Genomic DNA, 346 nt, shown 5'->3' with positions numbered 1-346 from the left:
GTCCATATGTCTCTGTCGCCCACAACAGGAGTGACGAAAGTGACAAGGAAACTCGAAGGAAAGATCGCCGTGGTGACCGGCGCCAGCGGCGGCATCGGCCTCGGCATCGCCAAACGCTTCGCCGCCGAAGGCGCGCATGTCTATATTACCGGACGACGCAAGGCCGAGATCGACAGAGCCGTCGCTGCAATCGGGAAGAACGCCACCGGCATTCAGGCCGACTCGACCAGTTTTGCCGATCTCGACCGCCTCTATGCCCAGGTGAAAGCGGAAAGCGGCCGCATCGATGTGCTCTCGGTCAATGCGGGCGGTGGTTCCATGTTGCCGCTTGGCCAGATAGCCGAAC

At 61.3% G+C, this 346-nt stretch carries 1 protein-coding gene; it reads left to right on the top strand.

The features are described 5' to 3' along the window. Positions 1-39: 39 nt before the first annotated feature. Positions 40-346 (top strand): SDR family NAD(P)-dependent oxidoreductase (locus EN846_RS34035; RefSeq protein WP_189587203.1); only part of this gene is annotated, 307 nt, incomplete at its 3' end.

The sequence above is a fragment of the Mesorhizobium sp. M4B.F.Ca.ET.203.01.1.1 genome (genome assembly GCF_004791025.1).
In the GTDB taxonomy this organism is placed as follows: domain Bacteria; phylum Pseudomonadota; class Alphaproteobacteria; order Rhizobiales; family Rhizobiaceae; genus Mesorhizobium; species Mesorhizobium abyssinicae.
The sequence above is the reverse complement of the archived record's forward strand: the minus strand, read 5'-3'. Positions and strand labels throughout refer to the sequence as shown.